This is a genomic window from Billgrantia campisalis (assembly GCF_022341425.1).
In the GTDB taxonomy this organism is placed as follows: domain Bacteria; phylum Pseudomonadota; class Gammaproteobacteria; order Pseudomonadales; family Halomonadaceae; genus Halomonas; species Halomonas campisalis.
In genome coordinates this window covers 24,178-46,528 of record NZ_JABFUC010000004.1, presented here as the reverse complement: position 1 = coordinate 46,528, position 22,351 = coordinate 24,178, and the positions used below count along the sequence as shown (strand labels likewise).

Here is a 22,351-nt window from a genome sequence, read left to right as displayed (position 1 = left end):
TGCCCCATGACGCCTTGATCAGACGTAGAAATCAAGTTCTTCCATATGCTTGAGCAGTTCCTTCATGCGCGCGGCCTCGTCGCCCTTGAAGTAGATCAGCCCCCAGTGGGTGCCGAAGGCGGTGCGCTTGGTGACGGTCTCTTCGATGGGCGGCGTCAGCTCGTGGGACTCGAAGTAGGGGTCGTCCTCGACCTCCTCGGGGATCTCCAGCTTGCTGACCACGCGGCGGCGCGGGTAGACGCCGAAGCAGCCGGCGTAGCCGTCGGCATCCTCGATCTCCTTGGGGAAGAAGGCCTTGACCTCATCTGCGCTGGTCTTGGGGTCGAACACCAGCATGCTGGCCTGGTAGGCGTTGAAGCCGTAGACCCGCTCGAGCAGTTCGAAGACCTTGAACCCCGGTGGACGGTAGGCCACCTCGCCGAAGTACATCTCGCCGTCGCTGGTGACGAAGTACTCGGGATGGATCAGACCGAACTCGATGTCGAAGGCCTTGATGAGTTTCTCGATCTGGGCGGTGATCTGCGGGCGGTAGCTCTCGAGCTCCGGCGAGGCCGGCACGAACACCGAGTAGCCGAGCGTCACGTACTCGGAAATGTTGAGGAAGGCGATCTTGCCGTTGTGGATCCAGGCCTCCACGGCAAACTCCCAGCCGTCCAGGTGCGACTCCATCAGCACCGGGAACTCCTCGTCGGGGATGGTATCGACTTCGTCCGGGGTGCGGATCACCCGGTGGCCCAGGCAGCCGGCCTTGTCGAAGGCCTTGAGGTGGATGGGGTCGTTGGGGTCGCCGTCGAGCTTGAGCAGGGTCTGGTTGACCCGCTTGAGGAAGCGGATGACGTCGCCCTTGTCGTGGGCTTCTTCGAAGATCCCCACCCGGATGCCGCCGAGCTGGGCGCGGCGCTTCATCAGCGCCTTGTCACGCAGCAGCAGCGACTGACCGTAGAGGCGGGGGTTGTCGAGCAGCAGCGAATTGATGGCGCCCGCCCACTCCACGGTCTCCTCGAACATCGGAATCGCCACGTCGACGCCCATCTCCTTGAGGGTCTCGGCGATCTCCATGGAGCGGTCGTTGAGGCGTTCGAAGTTCCAGGACACATAGGGGATGTCGTGCTTCTGGCAGTACTCTTCCGCCCAGTCGGGAGCGACCACCACGTAGCGCCGGTCGAAGTTCTCGGCGGCTTCGATGGCATTCAGGCTCCAGCCGAGCAGGGCGATATAGCCCTTGTTGGGATCCTTTTTCATGTGGTCTGCCTCCTGTCGCGTGGAAACACCCTAACCTCCCGAATAGCAATGCGGGATCATTCCAATGGGTTAGGGTAGATTCTCCAGCTTACACGAGGGAGCCGCGTCTGACATTGTTGCGATGCAATACAAGGGGAGAAGGGGTCCCGGCTCTTGTGGCGCCGGCGAGCCGCTGGTATAGTGCCAGCCACTCGGCAAGTCATTGATAGCGCGCCGAGTTCGGTGCCGGTTAGACATTGTATAAACCGTCATCGCGCTGTGGTGGCCTCGTCGGTCCTCCCGCAACGCTAAACCGCAAACCCCGCCAGGCCCGGAAGGGAGCAACGGTAGCGGTGGTCGCGTGTGCCGGGATGTGGCTGTCGGGGCCGCCTCCATTTCTGGACAGTGCGGCACTCGCTTGCAGGTAGACGCAAGCTGTTCGCTTCTAGGTGTGACCCCTCCCGGAGAACTCGGCATGAGCCAAGGCAAGGTGCTGGTCCTGCATGGACCCAATCTCAATCTGCTGGGCACCCGCCAGCCGGAGATCTACGGCCATGAGACCCTGGAGGACGTCAACAATGCCCTGCGTGAGACGGCGGTCCTGGCCGGCTGGGATATCGACTGCCGGCAGAGCAACCACGAGGGCGAGCTGATCGACGCCATCCACGCCGCCCGCCTCGACGGGACCCAAGCGATCATCATCAACCCCGCCGCCTACACCCACACCTCGGTGGCCATCCTCGATGCCCTGAACGCCTTCGAGGGCAGGGTCTACGAGGTGCATATCTCCAATGTCCATCAGCGCGAGAGCTTCCGCCACCACTCCTACGTCTCCCTGCGCGCCGACGGCGTGATCGCCGGGCTCGGCACCCGGGGCTACCAGGCGGCGCTGAACGCCGTGATTCGGGCTTCCGCCTGATACACATTTTTTCAACGGTTTTTTCGCGGGCCCGCCTGGCATGGCGGGCCCGCTGCTTTTGGTGTGTTGGTCATCAAGGGGCTGACAGCGCCGGGGGATTGGCTACCTTGAAGGTTAACGTCATCAATAGTCGTTCGCTATCTGGATGAGGGGATTATGCAATGGAGGAACCGGAGACCATGGCCCCGGAGACGCGCAAGAAGCAGGAGCTCAAGCTGTTCCTGTTCATTGCCGTGCTGCTGTTCCCGCTCCTGGCCATCGCCGTGGTCGGGGGCTTCGGCTTCGCCGTCTGGATCTATCAGATGTTCGCCGGCCCCCCGGGCCCGCCGTCCTGACACGAGCTGCTGGAAAACGCTAACTGAGGAGCTATGCGACAGTCCGATAACAACAAGCGTCGTCAATTCTTCCGCTCACTGGGCGGCCAAGGCCCGATAAGACGCCCCCCCTGGACCGCTGACGACTTCACCGACCGCTGTGTGCGCTGCGCGGCATGCATCGATGCCTGTCCGGAGCGCGTGCTGTTCCACGGTGGCGGTGGGTATCCGGAGATCCGCTTCACCGACGCCGGCTGCACGCTGTGCGGCGCCTGCGTGGATGTCTGTGACGCGTCGGTCTTCGATACCGGTCGGCAAGCCTTCCCCTGGCGAGCCCGCATCGAGTCGAACTGCCTGGCCCTGGCCAATGTGCACTGCCAGAGCTGCCAGGACGCCTGCCAATGGCGCGCCATCACCTTCGTCCCACAGCTGGGCCATGCCCCCGCCCCGCGGCTTGCCACCGATGCCTGTACCGGCTGCGGTGCCTGCCAGGCCCAGTGCCCCAATCACGCCATCACGCTGACAAGTGAGGAGATGGTCCATGCCGACTGATGCCTTGCATATCGCAAGCTTGCTGGTCCATGTGCAGCCAAGCCGAGCCCCTGGGCTTGCCCGCTGGCTGGAAGGCCAGCCCGATACCGAGATCCGCGCCGAGGATGCCGCCGGCAAGCTGGTGGTGGTGCTGGAGAGTCAGCACGAGAGACGCATCCTCGAGCTGGTCGATAGGCTCCAGGCGCGACCGGGTGTGCTGGGGGCGGCGCTGGTTTACCACCAGGTGCTCGACCCGGCCACCGCCGATGACGCAGAAGAAACGGCCGAACCACCGCAGCGACACTCAGAGGGGGCCCTGTCATGAAGATGACCCGTCGTGAATTCGCCAAGGCCAACGCGGCGGCCGTGGCGGCGGCCACCGCCGGCATGGCCATGCCGGCCGGTGCCAGCAACCTGATCACCAACGCCGAGCTGACGCGGCTGAACTGGAACAAGGCGCCCTGTCGCTTCTGTGGGGTGGGCTGCAGCGTCATGGTGGCGACCCAGAACGACCGTATCGTGGCTACCCACGGCGACATCCACTCGGAGGTTAACCGCGGCCTCAACTGCGTCAAGGGCTACTTCCTCTCCAAGATCCTCTACGGCGAGGATCGCCTGCGCCAGCCGATGCTGCGCAAGCGCAACGGGGTCTACGACAAGCACGGCGACTTCGAGTCGGTCTCCTGGGACGAGGCGCTGGACCTGATGGCGGAGAAGTTCAAGGCCGCCATTCGCGATCATGGCCCGGAAAGCGTGGCCATGTTCGGTTCCGGTCAGTGGACCATCTGGGAAGGCTACGCGGCCAGCAAGCTGTTCAAGGCTGGGCTGCGCTCCAACAACATCGACCCCAATGCCCGGCACTGCATGGCCTCGGCGGTCTTCGCCTTCATGCGCGCCTTCGGTTCCGACGAGCCCATGGGTGTCTACGATGACATCGAGCACGCCAACGCCTTCGTGCTATGGGGCTCGAACATGGCCGAGATGCACCCCATCCTCTGGACGCGGGTCACCGACCGCCGGCTCTCCTATCCCGACACCCGGGTGGCGGTGCTCTCCACCTACGAGCACCGCAGCTTCGACCTGGCCGACATCCCCATGGTGATGAAGCCCCACGCCGACGTGGTGATCCTCAACTACATCGCCAACCACATCATCCAGACCGGCCGCGTCGACCGCGACTTCGTCGACAACCACACCAACTTCGCCCGGGCGGTGACGAACATCGGCTACGGGCTGCGCGCCGACGACCCGCGCGAGCAGGCGGCGGAGAATGCCGACGATCCCAACCGCTGGACGGAGATGAGCTTCGAGGCGTTCGCCGAGCACGTGGCGCCCTTCACCCTGGAGCGGGCGGCGCGGGAGTCCGGTGTCTCCGAGAGCCGGCTCGAGCAGCTCGCCGAGCTCTATGCCGACCCTGACACCAAGGTGATGAGCTTCTGGACCATGGGGGTCAACCAGCACGTGCGTGGCGTCTGGGTCAACAACCTGATCTACAACCTGCACCTGCTCACCGGCAAGATCTCCGAACCCGGCAACAGCCCCTTCTCGCTGACCGGCCAGCCCTCGGCCTGCGGCACGGCACGGGAGGTGGGCACCTTTTCTCACCGCCTGCCCGCCGACCGGGTGGTCACCAACCCCGAGCACCGTCGCGATGCCGAGGAGATCTGGAAACTTCCCGAGGGCACTATCCCCGATCGTGTCGGCTTCCATGCGGTGGAGCAGAGCCGCCGGCTCAAGGATGGCGACCTCAAGGTCTACTGGACCCAGGTCAGCAACAACATGCAGGCGGGTCCCAACGTCATGCAGGAGATCCTGCCCGGCTGGCGCAATCCCGAGGCCTTCGTGATCGTCTCCGACATCTATCCCACGGCCTCGGCCCAGGCCGCCGACCTGATCCTGCCGGCCGCCTCCTGGGTGGAGAAGGAGGGCGCCTTCGGTAACGCCGAGCGGCGCACCCAGTTCTTCCATCAGCTGGTCACGGCCCCCGGCGAGGCGCGCTCCGATCTCTGGCAGCTGGTGGAGTTGTCCAAGCGCATCCGCGTCGATGCGGTGTGGCCGGCCGAGCTGCTCGACCAGGCGCCGGAGTACCGCGACAAGACGCTCTTCGAGCTGCTCTACGCCAACGGCCAGGTGGACCGCTACCCGCTCTCCGACATGGAGGAGGGCTTCGCCAACCAGGAGTCGGAGGCGCTTGGCTTCTACATCCAGAAGGGGCTGTTCGAGGAGTACGCCCGCTTCGGCCGCGGCAAGGGCAAGGACCTGGATGACTTCGACGTTTATCACCAGACCCGCGGCAAGCGCTGGCCGGTGGTCGACGGCGAGGAGACCCTGTGGCGCTACCGGGAGGGCTATGACCCTTATGTGGAGGCGGGCAAGGGCGTGCAGTTCTACGCCAAGCCCGACGACCGGGCGCTGATCTTCGCGGTACCCGACGAGCCGCCGGCCGAGGCGCCGGATGATGACTACCCCTACTGGCTGTGTACCGGGCGGGTGCTGGAGCACTGGCACACCGGCTCCATGACCCGGCGGGTGCCGGAGCTGCACCGGGCGGTCCCCGATGCACTGCTCTATATGCACCCGGAGGATGCCCGGGCCGAGGGCATGCGCCGTGGCAGCGAGGTGAAGGTGATCAGTCGGCGGGGCGAGGTGCGCCTGCGGGTCGAGACCCGCGGGCGGGTCAGCGTGCCCCGGGGGCTGGTCTATGTCCCCTTCTTCGATGCCAACCGGCTGATCAACAAGGTGGTGCTGGACGCCACCGACCCGATCTCCAAGCAGACCGACTACAAGAAATGTGCGGTGCGGCTGGAGCTGATTAGCCTGGCCTGAGGCCGAGACGCAAGGAGAACGACGATGAAATGGCTTACGATTCCGGCGCTTTCGCTTGCCCTGCTCGCCGCCGGCCCGGCGATGATGGCCGAGGAGCGGCGCGACGCCCCGGCCCCGGATGGCCTGCGCCCGGGCGGCACTCTCAGCCAGGAGCTGCCGGCGCCGCCCCTGGCCGGCCAGCCGCGCCACGCCGGCCGCGAAGTGCTCAACTATCCCGAACAGCCGCCGGTGATACCCCACGGCATCCGCGACTATCAGGTGGACCTGCGCACCAACCGCTGCCTGGAGTGCCATAGCCGTAGCGCCGCCGTTGAGGCCGGGGCGCCGATGGTCAGCATCAGCCACTTCCGGGACCGCCACCAGCAGGTGCTGGCGGCCGTGTCGCCGGACCGCTACTTCTGCACCCAGTGCCATGTGCCCCAGACCGACGCCGGCCCAATTGTCGGCAACACCTTCCTCACGGTGGATGAGGTGCTCAGGGAGATGCTGGAACGCGAGCGGGGTGAGCCATGAAAGACTTCTTCAAGCGCTATTGGCGGATCCTTACCACGCCCAGCCTGCACTTCAGCTTGGGCTTTCTGACCCTGGGCGGCTTCATTGCCGGGGTCTTCTTCTGGGGCGGGTTCAATACCGCGGTGGAGGCCACCAACACCCAGCAGTTCTGCGTGGCTTGCCACGAGATGGAGCGTAACCCCTACCGCGAGATGCAGGGTACCATCCACTACACCAACCGCTCCGGGGTGCGCGCCCAGTGCGCGGACTGCCACGTGCCCCACGACTGGACCCACAAGATGGCGCGCAAGATGGAGGCCTCCAAGGAGGTGTGGGGGTGGATCTTCGGCACCATTCGCACCGAGGAGCAGTTCGAGGCCAAACGCCGTGAACTCGCCGAGCGGGAGTGGTCGCGACTGCGCGCCAACGACTCCCTGGAGTGCCGCAACTGCCACGAGTTCGAGCACATGGACTTCACCGAGCAGAGCCCGCGGGCGGCGCGCGCCCACTCCACCACCCTGGCCGAGGGGGAGGCGACCTGTATCGACTGCCACAAGGGCATCGCCCACGAACTGCCCGACATGGGGCCCGACTTCGAGCCGCATAGCGCCGGCTTGCCGGGCTTCGAGTCCTGGGTCGCGCATCTGGAGCGCGATGGCTAACCCCTTAGGGAAACACTGCCTCACGACAGGTTGACGGATATATCAATAGAGCCCGCTCAGTACCAGCTCGTCGTGGCTGACGATGCCGACGATCTTGCCGCTTGCATCGATCACCGGGGCCAGCGACAGCCCGAAGCGCTGGAAGAGCCGCGCACAGTAGCGAAGCTGCATGGTGGGCGGCACCGAGATGACCGGCTTGCTCATGATTTCATAGACATTGACCCGCTCCGGCGCCCGGTTGGGGGCCATGACCTGCTTGGCGATATCGGTCGGGAGCACCAGTCCGTACTCGTCGTCGTCATCGCGCTTGCGCACGATCAGCACCCGGCTCTGCTGTTTCTGCATGACTTGAAGGGCGTCGGCGACGGTGATGAGCCCGTCCACCAGGCTGTAGTCGGAATGCATCACATCCCGGATGCGAACGATGGGGGGTGACGACATGCTGGCGCTCCTCAGAGTTCGTCCTTGAGGGTTTGGGAAATGCTGAGCATCTGATGCTTCACGCCCAGGGCATCCTCCACGTCGAGTTGAAAGGCGATCCCGGTGCCCGGCGAGTCATCGAACTCGCCCACCTCGGCGATGGTTTCCAGGATGCGCCGGCAGCGATGCTCCTCCACCAGCAGCAGCAAGACGTCTCGCTGGCTGCTCAGCGCCATGCCGAAGATGCCATGGGTCTTCTCGAGCCCCTCGCCGCGGGCGTGGTTGATGACGGTGGAGCCGGTGGCGCCGGCCCGGCGCGCCGCCTCGAGTAGCAGGTCGGTCTTTTCGTCGTCGACCAGGGCCAGTATCAGCTTGAAGTGCATGGGTGGCTCCTCTGCGGGCGGTATCAGGAAGGGGGTGACTCTCGCCGCGAGCTACTTCGTTCCCGCCATTCGGCGATCTGGGCGTAGCCCATCACCGAGATGATCGGAAACAGGCAGGCCAGGGCGATCATGCCGAAGCCGTCCATGATCGGGTCGCGACCCGGGATGGTGGTGGCGAGCCCCAGGCCCAGGGCGGCGATGATGGGTACCGTGATGGTCGAGGTGGTGACCCCCCCGGAGTCGAAGGCCAGCGGAATGATGCTGCGCGGCGAGCGCAGCGTCTGGATGATCACCAGCACGTAGGCCGCCAGCACGAACCACTGCAGGGGCAGCCCCAGCACGATGCGCAGCGTGCCCAGGGTGATGCCGAAGGCCATGCCGAGGGCGACGGCGATGCGCAGCATCAGCGGGTCGATGGTGCCCCCGGAGATTTCCCCGGCCTTGAGCGACACCGCGATCAGTGCCGGCTCGGCAATGGTGGTGCTGGCGCCGATGGTGAAGGCGAACAGATAGACCCAATAATAGTCGTGCCAGCGTCGCTCTGCTCCCTGGGCGAGGGTAGGCAGGAAGTCCTCGGAGGTCAGCTGTTCGGCCATCAACGTGCCCATGGGGAAGAGGGCGGTCTCCAGACCCACGAGAAACAGCGCCAGTCCCACCAGCACCAGGGCAAGGCCGCTCAGCACCTGCTTGAGCTGCTTGATCGGGCGACGGATCACCAGGTATTGAAAGCCGAAGATAATGGCGACAATCGGCAGGAGGTCGAGCAGGGTGCTGAAAAGCACCGTGAGCAGGGTCATCCGCCGACCCCCCCGCTGATGATGCCGAAGAGCAGCACGAAGATGATCGGCATCACCGAGGCGAAGGCGATCAGGCCGAAGCCGTCGAGCATGGGATTGCGGCCCTGAATGGCGGTGGCGAGCCCCACGCCCAGGGCGGTCACCAGTGGGACGGTGATGGTCGAGGTGGTCACGCCGCCGGCGTCATAGGCGATGCCGACGATGGCGTCCGGGGCCTGCAGGGTCAGCAGCAGCACGATGAGGTAGCCGCCGATGATCATCAGGTGCAGCGGCCAGCCCTTGAGGATTCTCAGCACGCCCAGCATCACGGCACTGCCCACCGAAGCCGCGACCACCAGGCGCAGCTCCCAGGCGAACCGCGCTTGAGCGCCGTCCAGGTCGGCAATCTGGCCGGCGTCGGCCATGATCGAGGCCGCCTTGCCGGCAATGGCAATCAGCGCCGGTTCGGCCACGGTGGTGCCGAACCCCAGGGCAAAGGCGAACAGCATCAGCCAGCCAACGCTGCCCTTGCGGGCGAATTCGCGGGCCAGGTTCTCGCCGACGGGAAACAGGCCGAGCTGCAGTCCCTGAATGAACAGCGTCAGCCCCAGTACCACCAGCAGCAGGCCGATGGCGAGGTCGAAGAGTGCCATGCTATCGGGTAGCGGTTGGCGAATCACCACCAGTTGAAAGAAGGCGATGACCAGCACCACCGGTGCCAGGTCGCGCAGGCTGTCGCCAGCCTGCCGCAGCAGTGCGGCCAGCAGGTCCATGGGCCGATGTCCCTTCGCTTCAGTCGAGAGGTCGTTGCTCGGAAAGCTTCTTGATGTGTTCCTTGAGTCCCAGGGCCCGACTGACATCGAGTTCAAGGGCAATGCCCGTCTCGAGGCTGTCGTCCAGCCCGACGCTGTCCACGATGGCCTGCATGACGCTGTCACAGCGGCGCGCTTCGACCAGAATCAGCAGCACGTTGCGCGGGCTAAGAATTTCCAGCCCAAACAGGCCGAAATGCTGCTCGAGGCCCTGGCCGCGAGCGTTGCTGATGATGGTGGCACCCGTCGCCCCCGCATGGCGCGAGGCGTCCATGGCCTGATCGGTCTTGCCCTCGTCGACCATCAGGATGATCAGCTTGAACGCCATCGCCGAGCTGGCGTCAGCGCTCGGCTGGTTGCCCTGTTTCGCTGTTGTCATACATCCCCCGTAAGTTTTTTCCTGGCATTACTTATGACCCTGTGACGAAGGAGGCTTTTCGTCAATGACAAGCGTCAAGGTGCGCTGCCAATTGTTTGACATGAGGTGCCCAGGCGGCTGGCGCGGCTTGCGACACCGCGCCGCGGCCGTCGACCTTTGTCGCATATAGACCTTGGTGGTATAATGCGCTGCAGCAAATGCTTGCGAGAGGAAGAGGCGAACATGACCATCGATACATCCACCACGGCCGGTATCCAGCGCAGTCTTCGCCAGTGTCTCTCTAGCGTGGCGGTGCTGCTCTACCACCACGGCCATGTGCTGGAAACGGTGACGATCCCCCATCGCGGCCTCGACCGCAGCGCCCTGCGGCAGCTGAGCCAGGCGTCGGACGATTGGCGCACCTGCCAGGAAGTCCTCGAACACAGCGAAGCGGCGGCCTACAACGAGTACGACCGCTTCGTGCTTACCAAGCTGGGGCGCGAGCTACTCTTCGACATGTTCGGTGAAGGCGCCGCCGACTGCGCCTGAGAGGCGCTTCGGCGCAAGCCGGAAAACGACAGTGGGGAGGCCACTGGCCTCCCCACTGTGCGTCAGTCCCCCCTTGGCCTACTGCGAGATATCGCGGCCAAAGTATTGCTCACTGATCTCGGCGTAGGTGCCGTTCTCCTGAATGGTGGCGAGTGCCTCGTTGAGCCGGTCGAGCATCTCCCCGTTGCCCTTGTTCACGGCGATGCCGATATCGTCCACGTAGATGGGGTCGCCCAGTGGCTGCACGGCCAGGTTGGCGTTGAGAATGGCGTTCTCGCCGATCTATGAGCGCCGAAAAAAGTTCGGCTATGTGGCGGCAAACGCTGAGCTGTCGCGGATGAAAAAGGCCGCCGACACCGCTTTTCTCAATGAGGTTAGTTCGGTCCCGCTTCAGCAGTGCCTGCGCCACCAGCAAACGGCGTTCAAGCACTTCTTCGAGGGCCGTGCCCGCTACCCGAGATTCAAGAGCAAGCGGCACCGCCAGTCGGCTGAGTTCACGCGCTCGGCGTTCAAGTACTGCGACGGCCAGCTGTTCCTGGCCAAGTGCAAGGCGCCGCTGGCGATCCGCTGGAGCCGAGAGCTGCCCAGCGAGCCGACCACCGTGACCGCTTCCAAGGACTCGTCAGGGCGCTATTTCGTCAGCTGCCTCTGCGAGTTCGACCCCGAGGCGCTGCCTGTCATCCCGAAGATGGTGGGCATTGATCTCGGCCTGAAAGATCTGTTCGTCACCAGCGACGGGCATCGAACCGGCAATCCCCGCCATACGGCAAAGTACGCGGCCAAGCTCGCCAAGGCGCAGCGGCGGCTGAGCAAGAAGCAGCGCGGATCGAAGAATCGCGCCAAGGCTCGGCAGAAAGTGGCCCGACTTCACGCCAAGATGTCCGATTGCCGGATGGACCGCTTGCACAAGCTGTCCCGCCAGATCGTCAACGAGAACCAAGTGATCTGCGTCGAGTCCCTCTAAGTGGCATGGAGTCCATCTCCGTGTCCGGTTCTCGGTGAATTGGGAATCCCCTTCCTTCAGGGAGGGGGGCAGTCAATGTTGGGGTCCTTGTGGGTGTCGTAAGAGCGGGGCGCCGTCAGCAGCGCTCAAGGATCATCGCGATGCCCTGGCCGCCGCCGATGCAGGCGGCCGCGCAGCCGTAGCGCCCTCGTCGGGACGGGAGAATCCGTGCCAGGGTGCCGGCCAGCCGGATGCCGGTGGCGCCCAGCGGGTGGCCGAGCGCCAGGGCGCCGCCCCAGACGTTGACCCGCGCGGGGTCCAGCGCCAGCTCGCCCATGGCGTGGAGCGGCACCGCGGCGAAGGCCTCGTTGACCTCCCAGGCGTCGATCTCGGCGACGGCGAGGCCGGTCTGGTCCAGCACGCGGCGGATGGCGGCGGCCGCCCCGGCGCCCATCCGCTCCGGGGCGACCCCGCAGTCGGCGATGCCCACCACCCGGGCCAGCGGTGTGGCGCCATGGCGCGCCAGGGCCGCCTCGGACATCAGCAGGGCGGCGGCGGCCCCGGAGGTTAGCGGCGAGCTGTTGCCGGCGGTCACCCGGCCGCCTTCCTGGAAGACCGGGTCGAGGCCGGCGAGGCGCTCGGCGCTGGTATCGGCACGAAGGTTGGCGTCCCGGGCGACGCCCTCGCCGGCGGCGTTGGCCAGGGTCAGACGCTCGCCGGCGAAGCGGCCCTCGGCCTCGGCAGCGGCGGCCCGCCGGTGCGAGGTCAGGGCGAAGGCGTCCATGGCCTCGCGCCCGATGCCCGCGGGCTCGGCCAGGCGCTCGGCGGTAAGGCCCATGTTCAGCGCTACGCCGAGCTCCAGCCAGGCGGCGTCGCGCAGCACGGCCGGGCTGGTCAGCACACCCTCCTTGAACAGCGCCGGCCCCATGGGGACTCGGCTCATGTTCTCGAAGCCGCCGGCGATGCCCACCTCGATGGCGCCGGCCTGGATCTCCCGGGCGGTGGCGCGCAGGGCAGCCAGCCCCGAGCCGCACTGCTGGTCGACCTGGCGGCTGGCGCAGCCGCGGCTCCGCTCCCCCAGGCGCTCGGCTAGCCACAGCGGATAGCGCCCCCCGAAGCTCCACTGCTCCTTGACCGGCAGGGCGCAGCCCACGCTGAGGTCTTCTACGGCGGCGCCGTCGAGGTCGCCCCGCGCGAGCAGGGCGTCGATCACCTTGGCCAGCAGGGCGTCGCCGCGGGTGTCGGCCCAGGCGTCCACCTCCGGCTTGCGGGGGTGGGCGCGGGTGAAGGCGCTGCGGGCGTAGTCGGCGAGGTAGACATCTTTCATTGGTTGGTCTCCCGGGATTCGGCCAGGCGCGCCCAGCGGTGGAGGAACAGCGCATAGGTGGTCAGCACGTGGCGGATGGAGTCGATCTCCACGCACTCGTCCACGCCGTGGATGCGCTCGGCCACCGGGCCGTAGCAGGTGCCGTTGATCTCGCCCGCAACGTGGAAGGCGCGCAGGTCGGTGGTGCAGGTGGCGAGGTAGTGGGCCGGCGGTTCGCCGAGCAGCGCCTCGTGGCATGCTGAGAGCAGCCGGATGCCGGGGGTGTCCAGGTCGACCAGGTGCCCCTCGGAGCGGAAGCCGTGGAAGCTGATCCGGGGTGGGGGCGTGGCGTCGTCGAGCTCGGCATGACGCGCGGCGAGGGTTTCGCGCACTCGCTGCATGGCGTCGTCGGGCGTCATGCCGGGCGGGAAGCCGACGCGCCCCTCGAGGATGGCGTGGGCCGGCACGCTGGAGGCCCAGTTGCCCCCCTCCACCCGGCCGATGCTGAGGTTGAAGGGATGCGGGTGGTCGTCATAAAGCGCCGGGCGGGGCAGGGCGTTGATCTCCGCCTCCAGCGCCTTGAGCGCCGGCAGGTACTGCTGCAGGGTCTCGATGGCGTTCTTGCCGGCGGCGGTGTCGAGCACGTGGGCCGGTACGCCGTCCAGGCGCATGCGAAACCACAGCACCCCCACCTGGCCGCTCAGGATACGGGCGCCGAAGGGCTCGGGGATCAGCACAAAATCGCCGCTGTAGCCCTGGTGCAGGCAGGCCAGGGCGCCGTTGCCGGTGCACTCCTCCTCGATCACCGTCTGCAGGGTCAGCGGGAAGTCGATGGCCACGCCGGCCTGGCGCACGGCGGCCACCGCCATGACCATGGCGGCGATGCCGGCCTTCATGTCGCCGGCACCGCGGCCGTAGAGCCAGCCGTCCTGCTCCCAGGGCTCCCAGGGCGGGCGGGTCCACATGTCGGTGGGCTCGGCGGGCACCACATCCAGGTGGCCGTTGAACACCAGGTGCGGGCCGTTGGCCCCGGGGTTCAGTCGTGAGACCAGGTTGTAGCGCCCGGCGCTGTCCCACTCGGTGGGGACGCGATGGGGGTGCTCGGCAAAGCCCGGGGCGTCCAGCGGCACCCGGGTGGCCGGCAGGCCGAGGCGCTCGAACCAGGCCTCCATAGTGTCCAGGGCCCCGTGCTCCCGGCCCAGTACGCTGTAGCCGCGCACCAGGTCGCGGGTCAGCGCCAGGGTGTCGTCCATCAGCGCCTCGCAGGCAGCGACGATGCGTTTCTCGGTGGCATCCAGCATCAGAACCTCCCCAGTCGCGATTCGTCGATGGCAAGCCGCGCGCCGGTGGCGTCGCGCAGCTCGGCAACGCTCAGCCCTTCGGCGATCTCCACGGCCTCGAGCCCCGCGGGGCTGACGTCCATTACCGCCTTGTCGGTGATGATGCGCGACACACAGGCGGCCGCGGTCAGCGGCAGTCGACAGCGCGCCAGTATCTTGGGGTTGCCGTGCTTGTCGTTGTGCGAGCACAGAATCACCAGCCGCTTGACCTTCTGGGCCAGCTCCATGGCGCCGCCGATCCCCGGCGAGAACTTGCCGGGGATCTTCCAGTTGGCCAGGTTGCCGGCGGCGTCGACCTCGAAGGCGCCCATGAAGGTGACGTCGACCCGGCTACGCCGGATCATGGCGAAGGAGGTGGCGCTATCGAAGACGCTGGCGCCGGGGCGGGTGGCGATATAGGCCCCGCCGGAGTCGATCATGTCGTGGTCCGGCGCTTCCCCCTCGCGGCGCGGGCGGCAGCCCAGCACGCCGTTCTCGGAGTGCACCAGCACTTCCATCTCCTCGGGCAGGTAGTGGAAGAGGCGGGTCGGCAGACCGATGCCGAGGTTGACGATCTGGCCGGGGATCACCTCCCGGGCGGCCCGGGCCAGGATGCGCTGAGTGTCAGAGGCCATGGGGGCGCACTCCCTGTTCACTGGTGGCTCGGTCGACCCGCACCACCCGGCTGACGAAGGCGCAGGGGGTGTGGACGCTGTCGATGGGCAGTTCGCCCGGTGCGTCCAGGCGATAGGCCTGGGCGATCACCTGGTCGGCGGCCATCGCCATCAGCGGGTTGAAGTTGCTGGCGGTGGCGCGGTAGATCAGGTTGCCGTAGCGGTCGGCCCGCTCGGCGTGGATCAGGGCGACGTCGGCGTGCAGGGCGGGTTCGATCCCCCAGGGGCGGCCGTCGATCTCGATCTCACGGCGCCCCTCGGCGATCTCGGTGCCCTGGCCGATGTCGGTGAGAAAGCCGCCGTGGCCGGCGCCGGCGCAGCGGATCTTCTCGGCGAGCAGCCCCTGGGGGTGAAAGCTCACCTCGAGACTGCCCGCGTTCATTGCCTCGATGGCGGTGCGGTTGAGCCCCAGGTGGGAGGTGATCAGCCGCCGGACGCGCCCGGCCTCGATCAGCCGGCCGATGCCGATGCCGGGTTCGTTGGCATCGTTCTTGATCAGGGTGAGTCCGCCCTGGCCCGATTCGAGCAGGGCGTCGAGCAGCGCGAAGGGGGTGCCCGGCGAGCCGAAGCCGCCGACCATGATGGTGGCGCCCTCCGGGATGGCGGCCACCGCCGTCTCGAGGTCGCAGACCTTTCGATTGAGCAGCGTCATGACGGGCGAGCCTCCATCGGTTGGGGCGAGACGACGGTGGCCTCGTCGGCCAGTGCCCGGTCGAAGCGCGCCATGGCACGACCCAGCCGCTCGAGCAGGGTCTCCACCTCGTCGGTGCGAATGGTCAGCGGCGGGGTGACCAGGACGTGGTCGCCGGCCACGCCGTCCAGGGTCCGGCGGGGATAGATCAACAACCCCTCCTCCCTGGCCAGGGCGGTGAGCTGGGCGAAGCGGTTCTGCTCGGCCGGGAAGGCCTCGCGGGTCGCGGGGTCGGCCACCAGCTCCACGCCCCACAGCAGGCCCAGACCGCGCACCTGGCCGACCCAGGCATAGCGCTCGGCCAGCGCCCGCAGGCCGGCGCCGAGCTGCTCGCCCCGCGCCCGGGTATTCTCCAGCAGTCGCTCGCGGCGGATCGCCTCGATCACGGCCAGGCCGGTGGCGCAGGCCAGGGGGTTGCCGGCATAGGTGTGGCCGTGCTGGAAGCCGCCGCTGGCCATCACCTCGTCGACGATGTCGTCCCGGGCCAGCAGCGCCCCCACCGGGTAGTAGCCGGCGCCCAGCCCCTTGGCGGTGGCCAGCAGGTCGGGGGTCACCCCGTAGTGCTGATAGGCGAACCAGGCGCCGGTGCGGCCCACGCCGGTGAGCACCTCGTCGAGGATCAGCAGGCAGCCGAACTCGTCGCACAGCGCGCGGATGCCCTTCAGGTAGCGCTCACCCAGCAGCCGGGCGCCGGTGCTGGCGCCGCCCACCGGCTCCAGCACGAAGGCGATGATCGACTCGGGCCCGGCGGCCTCGATGGCCGCCCGGGTCTCGGCCAGCACCCGGTCCACATGGGCGCCGTCATCGCGGTCGGCATGGCGGTAGAAGTCCGGTCCCGGGACCTTGAGCGAAGCCCGGGTGAGCTCGGCGAAGGGAGCCTCCAGGGGCCGGTAGCCGGTGACGCCCAGCGCCCCCAGGGTGCTGCCGTGGTAGGAGGGGCGCAGCGAAACGAAGCGCTGCCGCTGAGTCTCGCCGGTGGCGACGAAGTACTGGCGGGCCAGCTTCAGCGCCGACTCCACGGCCTCGGAGCCGCTGGAGACGAAGAACACCTTCTGTAGGGCGCGGTCGGTGAGCGCCACCAGGGCGCGGCCCAGGGCCAGCGCCGGGGCACTCTCGAACTGGGTCCGGTAGGTGAAGGCGACCCGGTCGAGCTGGTCGAGCATGGCGCTGCGGATATCCAGCCGGCCGTGGCCGAGGTTGCAGGCGATGGCGCCGGAGCAGCCGTCCAGGTAGGCCTTGCCGGCGGTGTCCCAGAGGGTGACGCCATCGGCGTGGCTGACTTCCGGCAGGGCCGGGCCGGCCTGGTAGAACAGCGGGGAGTCGGTCATCGAGGCTTCCGTTTGTCGTTATGGGGTGTTGGGAGACTCCTTGCAGTCTAGGTAGCGACATCAACATATTTCAATATATGATGTTTTTATTGATTTCGATGAGTAAAAGTCATGGCTGATGTGAATATTCACTCGCTCAAGGCGCTGGCGATCTTCAAGTCGCTGTTCGAGGCGGGTAGCGCCTCCCAGGCGGCGCGCACCCTGGGCATCACCCAGTCGGGGGTCAGTCGTTCGCTGGCGCAGCTCGAGCGGAACCTGGGGATTGAGCTCTTCCTGCGGGAGAAGAACCGCCTGGTCGCCACGCCGGAGGCCCGCGAGCTGTACGACGAGATCCTTCGGCTGATGGGCAATATCGAGGAGCTGCGCCACAGCGTGCTGGCGCTCAAGGAGTTCGGCACCTCGCGGCTGCGCATCGCCGCCATTCCCGGCCTCTCGTTCGGCTTCGTGCCGCGCCTGGTGGCCGCGCTGCTGGAGGAGAGTCAACGCTTCAGCATCAGCCTGGACATGATGTCCAGCCATGAGGTGCAGCTCGCCGTGGAGTCGAGCCATGCCGATATCGGCTTCGTTACCCTGCCGGTGACCTCCCGCTTGCTGCGGGTGGAGCCGTGGCTGACCACTCAGGCGGTCTGCCTGCTGCCAGCGGGGCATGCCCTGGCCGAACGCGAGCGGATCGAGGTCCAGGACCTGCGTGACCAGCACCTGGTGATCAGCAACCAGCCGAGCCTCGGCACCAACCCCTTGCTCGAGCTGATCGCCCGTCACGGTATCCATATCGCCGGCAAGACCGAGGCCAATATCGGTACCATCGCCGCGCTGGTGGCCAACCGGGTGGGGATCACGGTGATGAACCCGGTCACCGCCCGGGATCAGCTTTCGCCCCACGACGGGGTGGTGATCCGCCCCTTCACGCCCTCCATGACCTTCAGCTTCGGCCTGGTCTATCGCGACGACTGGAAGCGGGCGCGGGCCCTGGACTTCATTCGCGGGCGGGGCAGAGCGCTGCTGGCCGACTATACGCCGGCCGGGCAGCCGTGATCTCGAGTGGCCGGCAGTTGGGTCTGCCGCCCGTGGCGCCAGGCGGTGCTTGACGATTGCACGGGCCAGTGACCCCGGCGCGCTTTCCGCGGCTTCCCCCAGTCGCTAGAATGGGGGATTGCCGTCGACCGGCGCGTTCGGCTCGCCCGAGTGCCCAGGCTGTTCTTATTCGTTGCAAGGATTTCGCGCTGCATGAGCTATCAGGTACTGGCCCGCAAGTGGCGGCCGCGCACTTTCCATGAGCTGGTGGGCCAGGAGCATGTCCAGCGCGCGCTGGTCAATGCCCTGGACCAGGGGCGGCTGCATCACGCCTACCTGTTCACCGGCACCCGCGGCGTGGGCAAGACCACCCTGGCGCGGATCCTCGCCAAGTGCCTGAACTGTACCGCCAAGGGAGACGGCGACGAGGCGGTGACCTCGACCCCCTGCGGCGAGTGCGCCAGCTGCCGGGCCATCGACGAGGGGCGCTTCGTCGACCTGATCGAAGTCGACGCCGCCTCGCGCACCAAGGTCGAGGACACCCGCGAGCTGCTCGACAATGTCCAGTACGCGCCGACCCAGGGGCGCTACAAGGTGTATCTCATCGACGAGGTGCACATGCTCTCCACCAGCAGCTTCAACGCGCTGCTTAAGACCCTGGAAGAGCCGCCGCCCCACGTGAAGTTCCTGCTGGCCACCACCGACCCGCAGAAGCTGCCGGCCACGGTGCTGTCGCGCTGCCTGCAGTTCACCCTCAAGAACATGCCGCCCGAGCGCATCGTCGACCATCTGGCCCGGGTGCTCGAGGCCGAGCGGGTGGGCTGCGAGGAGAGCGCCCTGTGGCTGCTCGGCAAGGCCGCCGACGGCTCCATGCGCGACGCCATGAGCCTCACCGATCAGGCCATCGCCTTCGGTCAGGGGCAGGTGCGCCATGCCGACGTGGCGGCCATGCTCGGCACCCTGGACCATCGCCATGTGCTGGCGCTCACCGAGGCACTGGCCGAGGTGGATGCGCCCCGGGTGCTGGCCGAGGTCGCCCAGCTCGCCGAGCAGGGGCCCGACTTCGCCGCGGTGCTCGACGATATCACCGGCGTGCTGCACCGCCTGGCGGTGGCCCAGATGGTCCCCGAGGCGGTGGACAACGGCCACGGCGACCGCGACGCCCTGCTAGAGCTCGCCTCGCGCTTCACCCCCGAGGACGTACAGCTCTACTACCAGATCGGCATCCAGGGGCGCGGCGACATGGCCAATGCCCCGGATCTGCGCACGGCGCTGGAGATGACCCTGCTGCGCATGCTGGCGTTTCGCCCCCAGGGTGTGCCGCAGCCGGCGAGGACCCCGCTGCCGCTGCGCGGCCGGGCGCCCGATGGCCAGGGCGGTGCCGACGCCCCCGAGGAAACCGCCGCGGCACCCGGCCAGCCGGTGTCGCCCTCTGCCGCGGCGCCATCGCCCGCGGCCAGCGCCGCCCCGACCAGCGCCGCTCCGGCCAGCGCCGCTCCGGCCTCGCCGGGCCCGAGTGAGGCGGAGCTTGACGCGCCGCCGCCCTGGGAGGCGCTGCCGCAGGATGAGTCCGCTCCCCCGGAATCTTCGCCCGTGCCTCAGGCAGCCACGGCGCCGGTCATGGCGTCGGAGCAGGCCGAGTCTCTGCCTGCCCGGGGCGAATCCCCGGCAAGCGCCTCGGCCCCAAGTGCCGCCCCCGAGCCAGCCGCCTCGGTGGAGCCCGCCTTCGAGGCGTCGCAGCCCGCCCCGGCGCCGGCCTCGTCCGCCCCGGAACCGGCCACGTCGACGCCAGAGGCGAGCGAGGCTGTGCCGGGACGCTTTACCCACGCCGACTGGCTGGCGCGCTTCGATGCGCTGGGCCTGGGCGGGCTGACTCGCAACCTGGCAGCCCACTGCGTGGTCGAAGCCGATGACGGCAGCCGGCTGACGCTGCGTCTGGACCCCTCCCAGGCGGCCATGAACGCCGAGGTACACGTGCGGCGCATCCGCGAGGCCCTGGCCTCCATCGAAGTGTCCCGCCAGCTGCAGATCGAGGTGGGGCCGCTGCCCGCCGAGGTGGAGACGCCCCGGCAGCGCGCCGAGCGGATCGCCGCCGAACGCCACGCCGTGGCGGTTGACGCCCTGGAGCGCGACCCCCATGTACGCCAGCTTCAGGAAGCCTTTGGGGCACGCCTGATCACATCCACTGTCAAGCCAGCGGACGCCGCGCCGCCGGCCTGATGGCCACAGCGACGACTCGCCAATCGAGAGGATATCCCCATGATGAAAGGTGGAATGGGCAACCTGATGAAGCAGGCCCAGGAAATGCAGGAAAAGATGCAGCGCGCCCAGGAAGAGGTGGCCAAGGCCGAGGTGACCGGTGAAGCCGGCGCCGGCATGGTCAAGGTCACCATGAATGGTCGCCATGACGTCAGCAAGGTCGACATCGACCCCAGCGTCATGGAAGAAGACAAGGAGCTGCTCGAGGACCTGCTGGCCGCTGCGGTCAACGACGCCGTGCGCAAGGTCGAGGCCAACTCCCGTGAGAAGATGGAAGAAGCAACGGCGGGGTTGAATCTGCCGCCGGGTTTCAAGATGCCATTTTGACACTGCTGAAACTGGCTGCGCTCGATCATGCTGCGTTAAAAATCATCTCAAATGCTCATTTACTACGTGTAAACTCCGCGTTTTCGAGGATTTTTGCCTTGCCTGATCATCGCTCGCCTAGTTTCAGCGAGCGTCAACGTAGCAGAGACGATCCATGAGCTTTTCCCCCCTGGTCGAGCGACTGATGGAGGCGCTGAGGGTGCTGCCCGGCGTTGGGCCCAAGACCGCCCAGCGCATGGCCATGCACCTGCTGGAGCGTGACCGCGACGGCGGCCGGCGCCTCACCGAGGTGCTGGGGCTGGCGCTGGAACAGGTCGGCTACTGCCAGCGCTGTCGCACCCTCACCGAGGAGGAGATCTGCGCGCTTTGCACCAGTGCTCGCCGCGACGATGCGCTGCTCTGCGTGGTAGAGTCGCCGGCCGACCAGTTGGCCATCGAGGAGGCCGGCGGCTTTCGCGGGCGCTACTTCGTGCTGCACGGCCACCTCTCGCCGCTGGACGGCATCGGCCCCGAGGACATCGGCCTCGACCAGCTCGAGGCACGGGTCGCCGAGGGCGGCGTGGAGGAGGTAATCCTCGCCACCAACCCCACGGTGGAAGGGGAGGCCACCGCCCACTACATTGCCGCCCAGCTCGCCGCCCAGGGCATCAAGCTGTCGCGACTGGCCTATGGGGTGCCCATGGGCGGGGAGCTGGAATACGTCGACGGCGGTACCCTCAGCCGCGCTTTCAATGGTCGCCTGCCCTTTCGTGGCGACTGACGCCCTCTGCCGGAAAACTGCATGACCCTGACCCCCGAGATACGCTGGATCGATACCCCCGAGGCCCTGGACGCCGCCTGCGCCGAGGTGGCGGATGCCGCCGTGCTGGCCGTGGACACCGAGTTCTTCCGCGAGAAGACCTTTCACCCGGTGCCGGCGCTGATCCAGTTCGCCGCCGACGAGACGGCCTATCTGGTCGACCCCCAGGCGCTGGACTGTACCGAGGCGTTTCGGCGCCTGCTCGGCGAAGGGCCGCTCAAGCTGCTGCACGCCAGCAGCGAGGACCTGGAGGTGTTCGCCCACTGGGCCGGCGTGCCGCTGGCCCCGCTGGTGGATACCCAGATCGCCCAGGCGCTGCTCGGCGACGACCCGGCGATGGGCTACCAGCGCCTGGTGGCCCACTGGACCGGAGAGACCCTGCCCAAGGACGAGACCCGTTCCGACTGGCTGGTACGGCCGCTCTCCGACTCCCAGTGCCTGTACGCCGCCTTGGACGTGGTCTTCCTGCTGAAGGTGTGGCAGTACCAGCGCGAGGCGCTGGAGCGGCTGGGGCGCATGGCGTGGCTCGAGGCGGACTGCCGCGAGCTGGTGGCCCAGGCGCTGCGCAGCGCCGAGGCCGACGGCCAGTGGTACCGTCGCCACCGCCAGCTGTGGCGGCTCACTCCCGTTCAGATCGAGGCGTACCGGCGGTTGACCACCTGGCGGGAAGGGGAGGCGCGTCGGCGCAACCTGCCGCGGGGCTGGCTGGTCAATGACCGGGTGCTCTATGGCATTGCCGAGCGCATGCCGGGCAATCGTCATGCGCTGTCCGGCGTGGACGACATCAAGCCGAGCCTGATCAAGCGCGATGGCGATACGCTACTGGCGCTGGTCGAGCAGGCCCGGGCGTGCGAGGCGGCGCAGCTGCCCGCGGCGCTGCCGTCGCCCATGGAGCCCGAGTTCAAGAAGCGGCTCAAGGCGCTCAAGCGGGTGGTGACCGCCGAGGCGGAGCGCCTCGGTGTGGCCCCCGAGGTGCTGCTGCGCCGCCGCGACCTGGAGGCGCTGGTGGTCGCCGACCTGGAGGGCGAGCCGCTGCCGCTGCCCGGTGGCTGGCGCGGTGAACGACTGAATACGGGCCTGACCCAGGCCCTGGAAGAGGTGGCGCAATGAGTGACGATCGGATGCGGGGCGACAAGCTGCTGTGCGAGGTCTTCAAGAGTCCGCGCAAGGACGAGATGTACCTCTACGTGGACAAGCGTACGGGGCTCGCCGAGGTCCCCGAGGCGCTGCTGGAACGCTTCGGCGAGCCGCGCTCCGCGATGACCCTGATCCTGAGCGCCGACAAGCGCCTGGGCCGGGCGAAGGCCGCCGATGTGATGGCGGCCATTCGCAACAAGGGCTTCTACCTGCAGATGCCCCCGGCCAAGGAGGAGTATCTCCTCGACCTCTACCGTACCCCCACCGAGGCGCGCTATTGATCCACCCCCC

The 22,351-nt window shown here is 67.4% G+C and carries 26 protein-coding genes, 1 other RNA gene and 1 pseudogene; 16 read left to right on the top strand and 12 right to left on the bottom strand.

The window, feature by feature from the left end; all coding sequences use genetic code 11:
• Nucleotides 1–18 precede the first annotated feature (18 nt).
• A complete protein-coding gene (locus HOP52_RS05815; RefSeq protein WP_238976434.1) occupies nucleotides 19–1,242 on the bottom strand; it encodes an ATP-grasp domain-containing protein in 1,224 nt (407 codons plus the stop codon).
• A 268-nt stretch (nucleotides 1,243–1,510) separates the two neighbouring features.
• Here HOP52_RS05815 and ffs point away from each other — a divergent pair.
• From ffs to HOP52_RS05775, 8 genes are all read left to right on the top strand, one after another.
• Nucleotides 1,511–1,607, top strand: an RNA gene (ffs, locus tag HOP52_RS05810) — signal recognition particle sRNA small type.
• Nucleotides 1,608–1,696: 89 nt separating this feature from the next.
• Nucleotides 1,697–2,140 (top strand): type II 3-dehydroquinate dehydratase, encoded by a 444-nt coding sequence (gene aroQ, locus HOP52_RS05805; RefSeq protein WP_238976433.1) that lies wholly within the window; start codon nucleotides 1,697–1,699, stop codon nucleotides 2,138–2,140.
• A 161-nt stretch (nucleotides 2,141–2,301) separates the two neighbouring features.
• Nucleotides 2,302–2,475 carry a periplasmic nitrate reductase, NapE protein gene (napE, locus tag HOP52_RS05800; RefSeq protein WP_238976432.1) on the top strand — a complete coding sequence of 58 codons (174 nt, stop codon included), beginning with the start codon at nucleotides 2,302–2,304 and terminating at the stop codon, nucleotides 2,473–2,475.
• A 33-nt stretch (nucleotides 2,476–2,508) separates the two neighbouring features.
• Nucleotides 2,509–3,006: a ferredoxin-type protein NapF gene (gene napF, locus HOP52_RS05795; RefSeq protein WP_238976431.1), complete on the top strand. Its 498-nt coding sequence runs from the start codon at nucleotides 2,509–2,511 to the stop codon at nucleotides 3,004–3,006.
• Complete coding sequence (locus tag HOP52_RS05790; protein ID WP_238976430.1) at nucleotides 2,996–3,310, top strand: chaperone NapD; 315 nt, start codon at nucleotides 2,996–2,998, stop codon at nucleotides 3,308–3,310. Before napF ends, HOP52_RS05790 begins: the two co-directional genes overlap by 11 nt.
• Nucleotides 3,307–5,811 (top strand): nitrate reductase catalytic subunit NapA, encoded by a 2,505-nt coding sequence (napA, locus tag HOP52_RS05785; RefSeq protein WP_238976429.1) that lies wholly within the window; start codon nucleotides 3,307–3,309, stop codon nucleotides 5,809–5,811. Before HOP52_RS05790 ends, napA begins: the two co-directional genes overlap by 4 nt.
• A 24-nt stretch (nucleotides 5,812–5,835) precedes the next feature.
• Nucleotides 5,836–6,324: a nitrate reductase cytochrome c-type subunit gene (locus HOP52_RS05780; protein ID WP_238976428.1), complete on the top strand. Its 489-nt coding sequence runs from the start codon at nucleotides 5,836–5,838 to the stop codon at nucleotides 6,322–6,324.
• Complete coding sequence (locus HOP52_RS05775; RefSeq protein ID WP_238976427.1) at nucleotides 6,321–6,965, top strand: NapC/NirT family cytochrome c; 645 nt, start codon at nucleotides 6,321–6,323, stop codon at nucleotides 6,963–6,965. The genes HOP52_RS05780 and HOP52_RS05775 overlap by 4 nt, the downstream gene beginning before the upstream one ends.
• A 42-nt stretch (nucleotides 6,966–7,007) precedes the next feature.
• Here HOP52_RS05775 and HOP52_RS05770 read toward each other — a convergent pair whose 3' ends face one another.
• From HOP52_RS05770 to HOP52_RS05750, 5 genes are read right to left on the bottom strand one after another with little or no spacing between them, the layout of a single operon-like run.
• Entirely contained in the window at nucleotides 7,008–7,406 is a 399-nt protein-coding gene (locus HOP52_RS05770; RefSeq protein ID WP_238976426.1) for a CBS domain-containing protein, read from the bottom strand.
• Between the two features lie 11 nt (nucleotides 7,407–7,417).
• Nucleotides 7,418–7,768, bottom strand: coding sequence for a P-II family nitrogen regulator (locus HOP52_RS05765; protein WP_238976425.1), 351 nt, complete (start codon nucleotides 7,766–7,768; stop codon nucleotides 7,418–7,420).
• Between the two features lie 23 nt (nucleotides 7,769–7,791).
• Complete coding sequence (locus tag HOP52_RS05760) at nucleotides 7,792–8,565, bottom strand: DUF1538 domain-containing protein (protein WP_238976424.1); 774 nt, start codon at nucleotides 8,563–8,565, stop codon at nucleotides 7,792–7,794.
• Nucleotides 8,562–9,317, bottom strand: coding sequence for a DUF1538 domain-containing protein (locus tag HOP52_RS05755; RefSeq protein ID WP_238976423.1), 756 nt, complete (start codon nucleotides 9,315–9,317; stop codon nucleotides 8,562–8,564). The genes HOP52_RS05760 and HOP52_RS05755 overlap by 4 nt, the downstream gene beginning before the upstream one ends.
• A 19-nt stretch (nucleotides 9,318–9,336) precedes the next feature.
• Nucleotides 9,337–9,735, bottom strand: a complete 399-nt coding sequence (locus HOP52_RS05750; protein WP_238976422.1) for a P-II family nitrogen regulator — start codon at nucleotides 9,733–9,735, stop codon at nucleotides 9,337–9,339.
• A 222-nt stretch (nucleotides 9,736–9,957) separates the two neighbouring features.
• Between HOP52_RS05750 and HOP52_RS05745 the strand changes: the two genes are divergently transcribed.
• Complete coding sequence (locus tag HOP52_RS05745; RefSeq protein WP_238976421.1) at nucleotides 9,958–10,263, top strand: hypothetical protein; 306 nt, start codon at nucleotides 9,958–9,960, stop codon at nucleotides 10,261–10,263.
• 78 nt (nucleotides 10,264–10,341) lie between these two features.
• Here the strand turns inward: HOP52_RS05745 and HOP52_RS05740 are convergent, their stop codons facing one another.
• Nucleotides 10,342–10,509, bottom strand: coding sequence for a transporter substrate-binding domain-containing protein (locus tag HOP52_RS05740; RefSeq protein WP_238976420.1), 168 nt, complete (start codon nucleotides 10,507–10,509; stop codon nucleotides 10,342–10,344).
• A gap of 43 nt (nucleotides 10,510–10,552) precedes the next feature.
• Here HOP52_RS05740 and HOP52_RS05735 point away from each other — a divergent pair.
• Nucleotides 10,553–11,224, top strand: a pseudogene (locus tag HOP52_RS05735) (RNA-guided endonuclease InsQ/TnpB family protein); the annotation flags it as partial.
• Nucleotides 11,225–11,342: 118 nt separating this feature from the next.
• On the opposite strand, the gene HOP52_RS05730 reads toward HOP52_RS05735, so the two are convergent.
• The 5 genes from HOP52_RS05730 to HOP52_RS05710 are packed head-to-tail and all read right to left on the bottom strand — an operon-like array spanning nucleotide 11,343 to nucleotide 16,524.
• Complete coding sequence (locus tag HOP52_RS05730) at nucleotides 11,343–12,533, bottom strand: acetyl-CoA C-acyltransferase (protein ID WP_238976419.1); 1,191 nt, start codon at nucleotides 12,531–12,533, stop codon at nucleotides 11,343–11,345.
• Nucleotides 12,530–13,813, bottom strand: coding sequence for an ArgE/DapE family deacylase (locus HOP52_RS05725; RefSeq protein ID WP_238976418.1), 1,284 nt, complete (start codon nucleotides 13,811–13,813; stop codon nucleotides 12,530–12,532). The genes HOP52_RS05730 and HOP52_RS05725 overlap by 4 nt, the downstream gene beginning before the upstream one ends.
• Complete coding sequence (locus HOP52_RS05720; RefSeq protein ID WP_238976417.1) at nucleotides 13,813–14,466, bottom strand: 3-oxoacid CoA-transferase subunit B; 654 nt, start codon at nucleotides 14,464–14,466, stop codon at nucleotides 13,813–13,815. Before HOP52_RS05720 ends, HOP52_RS05725 begins: the two co-directional genes overlap by 1 nt.
• On the bottom strand, nucleotides 14,456–15,157 hold the full coding sequence (locus HOP52_RS05715; RefSeq protein ID WP_238976416.1) for a CoA transferase subunit A: 702 nt from the start codon (nucleotides 15,155–15,157) through the stop codon (nucleotides 14,456–14,458). Before HOP52_RS05715 ends, HOP52_RS05720 begins: the two co-directional genes overlap by 11 nt.
• The gene (locus HOP52_RS05710; RefSeq protein WP_238976415.1) at nucleotides 15,154–16,524 is read right to left on the bottom strand and encodes an aminotransferase family protein; all 1,371 of its coding nucleotides are present in this window, start codon (nucleotides 16,522–16,524) and stop codon (nucleotides 15,154–15,156) included. Before HOP52_RS05710 ends, HOP52_RS05715 begins: the two co-directional genes overlap by 4 nt.
• A gap of 111 nt (nucleotides 16,525–16,635) precedes the next feature.
• On the opposite strand from HOP52_RS05710, the gene HOP52_RS05705 reads away from it, so the two are divergent.
• The 6 genes from HOP52_RS05705 to HOP52_RS05680 all read left to right on the top strand — a co-directional run bounded on the left by HOP52_RS05705 (nucleotide 16,636) and on the right by HOP52_RS05680 (nucleotide 22,341).
• On the top strand, nucleotides 16,636–17,559 hold the full coding sequence (locus tag HOP52_RS05705) for a LysR family transcriptional regulator (protein WP_238976414.1): 924 nt from the start codon (nucleotides 16,636–16,638) through the stop codon (nucleotides 17,557–17,559).
• Nucleotides 17,560–17,751: 192 nt separating this feature from the next.
• Nucleotides 17,752–19,758: a DNA polymerase III subunit gamma/tau gene (gene dnaX, locus HOP52_RS05700; protein WP_238976413.1), complete on the top strand. Its 2,007-nt coding sequence runs from the start codon at nucleotides 17,752–17,754 to the stop codon at nucleotides 19,756–19,758.
• A 39-nt stretch (nucleotides 19,759–19,797) separates the two neighbouring features.
• Nucleotides 19,798–20,124, top strand: coding sequence for a YbaB/EbfC family nucleoid-associated protein (locus HOP52_RS05695; RefSeq protein WP_238976412.1), 327 nt, complete (start codon nucleotides 19,798–19,800; stop codon nucleotides 20,122–20,124).
• A 154-nt stretch (nucleotides 20,125–20,278) separates the two neighbouring features.
• The gene (recR, locus tag HOP52_RS05690) at nucleotides 20,279–20,884 is read left to right on the top strand and encodes a recombination mediator RecR (RefSeq protein WP_238976411.1); all 606 of its coding nucleotides are present in this window, start codon (nucleotides 20,279–20,281) and stop codon (nucleotides 20,882–20,884) included.
• Nucleotides 20,885–20,905: 21 nt separating this feature from the next.
• The gene (gene rnd / locus HOP52_RS05685) at nucleotides 20,906–22,033 is read left to right on the top strand and encodes a ribonuclease D (RefSeq protein WP_238976410.1); all 1,128 of its coding nucleotides are present in this window, start codon (nucleotides 20,906–20,908) and stop codon (nucleotides 22,031–22,033) included.
• Nucleotides 22,030–22,341, top strand: coding sequence for a YcgL domain-containing protein (locus HOP52_RS05680; protein ID WP_238976409.1), 312 nt, complete (start codon nucleotides 22,030–22,032; stop codon nucleotides 22,339–22,341). Before rnd ends, HOP52_RS05680 begins: the two co-directional genes overlap by 4 nt.
• Nucleotides 22,342–22,351: the final 10 nt, after the last annotated feature.